Here is a 4,377-nt window from a genome sequence, read left to right on the forward strand (position 1 = left end):
GCGGCACGCCTCGCCGGCCGGCGGCGGCGGCCGCGGCGGCGGCCGACCCGGGGGTCAGCCCGAGCAGCTTGGCCCGTTCGCTGGCGGTCGACGGCGGCGGCGCGATGACCGCCTTGCCGAGGCGCGAAACCGGCGGCGGGGCGGGGCGGGCCGGGGCGGCCGCGGGGCGCGCGGGCTGCGGCGGCGCGACCGGCGCGGGAGCGGGAGCGGGAGCGGCCGCCTGGGGGGCGGCGGGCGTCGCGACGACGGCTTCCGCCGCCTTCTCCGCCGGCTTCGGGGCCGGCTTCTCGACGGGGGCGGCGGGCGGCGCCGGCGTCGGGACGACGGCGGGCGCCTCGACCGGGGCCGGCGCGGCGGCCGGGGTCGCGGCGATCGGCGCCGGCGTCGGGACGACGGGGGCCGGGGCGGCGGGGGCTTCCGTCGGCGAGGGCTCGGCCGGAACGGCGGCCGCCGGAGCGGCGCCTTCCGGGCGGCGATGCGCCGCGGCCCGCTCGAGGGCGGCCTTCTTCGCCGCGGCGCGGCGCTCTTCCTCGCGCTGCCGCTCTTCGCGCGCGGCGCGTTCCTTCTCTTCCCGTTCCGTCGCGGCGCGCTTGAGCGCCTCTTCCTTGGAGGGACGGACCGGCTTCGGCTTGAAGAGATCCCGGAGTTCGGCGACGACGGCGTCGTCCAGCGGCGACAGGTTGGACTTCGCCTCGAGGCCCATGTCTTCGAGGGCGTCGAGGATCTCCTTGCTGTCGACGTTGAGTTCTTTGGCCAGTTGGAAAATCCGCACGGGGGCTACTCCTCATCCCGCCCGGGGGCGTCGGCTTCCGGCGTGGAGGCCGAGTCCGCCTTGCCTTCTGCGGGCGGGACGTCGCGCAGGAACTCCGCGACGTCGAGCGATGCGTCGTCCGGCTGGGCGCCGGCCGACAGTTCCGCCGCGAGCCGCGCGGCTTCCTCTTCTTCCTGCTGGATCTCGGCCGCCAAGGTCTCCGCCTTGTCGTGGAGCTCGAGCGCGAGGTCGGTGTCGATGCCCGGAACCGCGGTGAGGTCCTCGAGGTCCGCGTCGATCAGCTGCTCGAGCTCGCGGTAGCCGTAGTCGATCAGGGTGGCGACCAACTCCTCGTCCGCGCCGAGGCGGGTGAAGAGGTCGGCGGCGCGGGCTTGCGCGGCGCTCTCGGCCTCCACCTCGTCGAGCTTCTCGCTCTCGCTCTTGATGTCGATCCGCCAGCCGACCAACTTGCCGGCGAGGCGGACGTTCTGGCCCTTCTTGCCGATGGCGAGGGAGAGCTGGTCGTCGGCGACGATCACCTCGACCTCGCGCCGCTCCTCGTCCTTGAGTGCCACGCGGTTCACCGCGGCCGGCTTGAGCGCCTCGCGGACGAACGCCAGCCCGTCCTCGTGGTACTGGACGATGTCGATCTTCTCGCCGCGGAGCTCGCGGATGACCGACTGCACGCGGCTGCCCTTCATCCCGACGCAGGCGCCGACCGGGTCGACGTCGCGGTCGCGCGACTGCACGGCGATCTTCGTCCGCTCGCCCGCGTCGCGGGCCGTGGAGACGATCCGCACCGTCCCGTCGTAGATCTCCGGGACTTCCATCTCGAAGAGCTTCATCACCAAGCGCGGATCGGAGCGGGAGAGGATGACCTGCGGCCCCTTGCCCGACTTCTCGACGTCCACGATCACCGCCCGGACCCGGTCGCCGGGGTTGCAGTGCTCGGCGCGGATCTGCTCGCGCCGGGGCACCGCCCCTTCCGTGGAGCCGAGGTCCACGACGACGTCGCCGCGTTCGACGCGCTTGACGACGCCGTTGATCAGCTCGCCGACGCGGTCGATGTACTCGTTGTAGACCTTCTCCCGCTCGGCTTCCTTGACCTTCTGGTAGATCACCTGCTTCGCGGCCTGGGCGGCGATCCGCCCGAGCTCGGGGCAGGGCTTGTCGAAGCGGAGCTCCATGTCGAAGTCCGCCTGGGGGTCGATCTCCAGCGCGTCCTCGAGGCTGATCTCGGTGTCCTCGTCCTCGACGTCGGCCACCACCCGCTTCAGCGCGTAGACGCGGAACGTCCCGTTCTCCTGGTCGAACACGGAGACGATGTTCTCGCGCGAGCGGAAAACCTTGCGCGACGCGGCCGCGTAGGCTTCTTCCAGGGCCTTGATCACGACCTCGCGGTCGATGCCCTTGTCGCGCCCGATGTCGTCGATCGCCTGCAACAGTTCGTTCTGCATGGAGCCCTCTTCCCTCCGCGCTACCACTCGACGTGAATCCGCGCCGCCAGTACGGCGGAAAGCGGAATTTCGATCAGCGTGCCGTCGGCGGCCTTGACCGCGACGGACTCCCCGCCGGCGTTCTCCAGCGCGCCCACGGCGGTGCGCGCCTTCCCGTCCGCGCCGCGGTACTTCACGTGCACGGCGCTCCCCTTGGCCCGCGCCCAGTGCCAAGGCAGCCGGAGCGGGCGCTCGATGCCGGGCGAGGAGACTTCCAGGTCGTACGACTGCGGAATCGGGTCTTCGACGTCGAGCTCGCGCGACAGCTGGCGGCTGACCCGCTCGCAGTCGTCGATGCCGATCTCGCCTTCCGGGCGCGACAGAAGGATCTGCAGCTTCGCGCGCGGCCCGGACCGCCGCAACGACAAGTCGTAGAGCTCGACGCCCTCGCCGGCCGCGACGCGCTCGGCGATCGCCCGCAGGCGCGCTTCGAGCTTCTCTCCACCAAGGCGACGCTCTTCCGTCACGTTCGTCTCCCGGCCACCGCCGCCGCGTCGGCCTCTCCGGGCACGAAAAAAGGCGCCCGAAGGCGCCTTGCGCAGCAGATCCGCATGGCTGGGCAGATACTAACACAAAGAACCGCGTCCGCATCAAATCTATAAAGCGTTCGCGCGCCGAACCGGGCGAAGGGAACGACGACGCGGAAAAGTTGGCGATCTTTCTTGACAGCCCGGGAGGGGGAGGGCATTATCCCGCCTCGCGTCCGAGACACACCGCCGCGAGGCGGGGCCCACCCCGGAAGCTGGACGGATCAAACGAGAGCTGGTACAGTCTCGCCGTCCCAAGATCGGTCGGAACGAAGCAATAAAAGTTCCGGTCCGGCCTTGACACACGAGAGTCTCTCCGCTAGAGTCTCTCGGCGCTCGCAAGACCCGCTCGGAACGGCGAAGCAAGAAAAGTTCCGAAACGGTCTTGACACCCGAAAGAGCTTCTGATACAGTCTTTCGGCGCTCGCAAGAGCGGCCCGCGGCAAGCAGCTCGCCGCCGAAAAAAAAGCGGCGAAATCGCTTGACGGCTCAACAGCTTCCTGCTAGAGTCTCCGGGCGCAAAAAAACGAAGCCGAAACGCTTCGCACAAGAGCGCAAGAGCAGTACGCTTTAAAGAAGTAGGGAACCACGGAACACAACGGCACCACAGTTGTTCTTTGAAAACTGAGCAGCGCGTACGAAAAGAGTCGTGCGACCAAACGCAAGACGGCCGGCAAGACCGGCCAACTTCAGTCAATCAAAGCCTTCGGGCTTTTGATAAAAACTGGAGAGTTTGATCCTGGCTCAGAACGAACGCTCGCGGCGTGCTTAACACATGCAAGTCTCGCGGGCTTGGAGCAATCCAAGTCAGCGGCAGACGGGTGAGTAACACGTGGGTAATCTACCCTTGAGTGTGGAATAACACAGGGAAACTTGTGCTAATACCGCATGACACCGTCCGGTCATTGGATCGGGCGGTCAAAGCTGGGGATCGCAAGACCTGGCGCTTGAGGAGGAGCCCGCGGCCGATTAGCTTGTTGGCGGGGTAATGGCCCACCAAGGCTCCGATCGGTAGCCGGCCTGAGAGGGTGTCCGGCCACACTGGGACTGAGACACGGCCCAGACTCCTACGGGAGGCAGCAGTGAGGAATTATGCGCAATGGGGGAAACCCTGACGCTGCGACGCCGCGTGGGTGATGAAGGTCTTCGGATCGTAAAACCCTGTCGAGAGGGACGAATAGCTTGGGTGTTAATACCATCCAAGCCTGACTGTACCTCTGGAGGAAGCCCCGGCTAACTCCGTGCCAGCAGCCGCGGTAATACGGAGGGGGCGAGCGTTGTTCGGAATTACTGGGCGTAAAGCGCGCGTAGGCGGTCGTGCAAGTCGGATGTGAAAGCCCTCGGCTCAACCGAGGAACTGCGTCCGATACTGCTCGACTTGAGTCCGGTAGGGGATGGCAGAATTCCCGGTGTAGCGGTGGAATGCGTAGATATCGGGAGGAATACCGATGGCGAAGGCGGCCATCTGGGCCGGAACTGACGCTGAGGCGCGAAAGCTAGGGGAGCAAACAGGATTAGATACCCTGGTAGTCCTAGCTGTAAACGATGGGCACTTGATGTCGCGGGTTTCTACCCCTGCGGCGTCGGAGCTAACGCGTTAAGT

General features: G+C 67.2%; 3 protein-coding genes and 1 rRNA gene. 1 reads left to right on the forward strand and 3 read right to left on the reverse strand.

Going from position 1 to position 4,377, the window contains the following annotated elements:
• From LLG88_02625 to LLG88_02635, 3 genes are all read right to left on the reverse strand, one after another.
• Nucleotides 1-772 (reverse strand): translation initiation factor IF-2 N-terminal domain-containing protein (locus LLG88_02625; GenBank protein ID MCE5245802.1); only part of this gene is annotated, 772 nt, incomplete at its 3' end.
• Nucleotides 773-777: 5 nt separating this feature from the next.
• The gene (gene nusA / locus LLG88_02630) at nucleotides 778-2,208 is read right to left on the reverse strand and encodes a transcription termination factor NusA (GenBank protein ID MCE5245803.1); all 1,431 of its coding nucleotides are present in this window, start codon (nucleotides 2,206-2,208) and stop codon (nucleotides 778-780) included.
• Nucleotides 2,209-2,228: 20 nt separating this feature from the next.
• Nucleotides 2,229-2,714 carry a ribosome maturation factor RimP gene (locus LLG88_02635; protein ID MCE5245804.1) on the reverse strand — a complete coding sequence of 162 codons (486 nt, stop codon included), beginning with the start codon at nucleotides 2,712-2,714 and terminating at the stop codon, nucleotides 2,229-2,231.
• Nucleotides 2,715-3,495: 781 nt separating this feature from the next.
• On the opposite strand from LLG88_02635, the gene LLG88_02640 reads away from it, so the two are divergent.
• A 16S ribosomal RNA gene (locus LLG88_02640) occupies nucleotides 3,496-4,377 on the forward strand; the annotation flags it as partial.

This window comes from bacterium, assembly GCA_021372775.1.
Lineage (GTDB): Bacteria > Acidobacteriota > Polarisedimenticolia > J045 > J045 > JAJFTU01.

Bases quoted from the DNA above. Each gene is read 5' to 3' on its own strand.
- nusA (MCE5245803.1), bottom strand. From the start codon at position 2,208: ATGCAGAACGAACTGTTGCAGGCGATCGACGACATCGGGCGCGACAAG.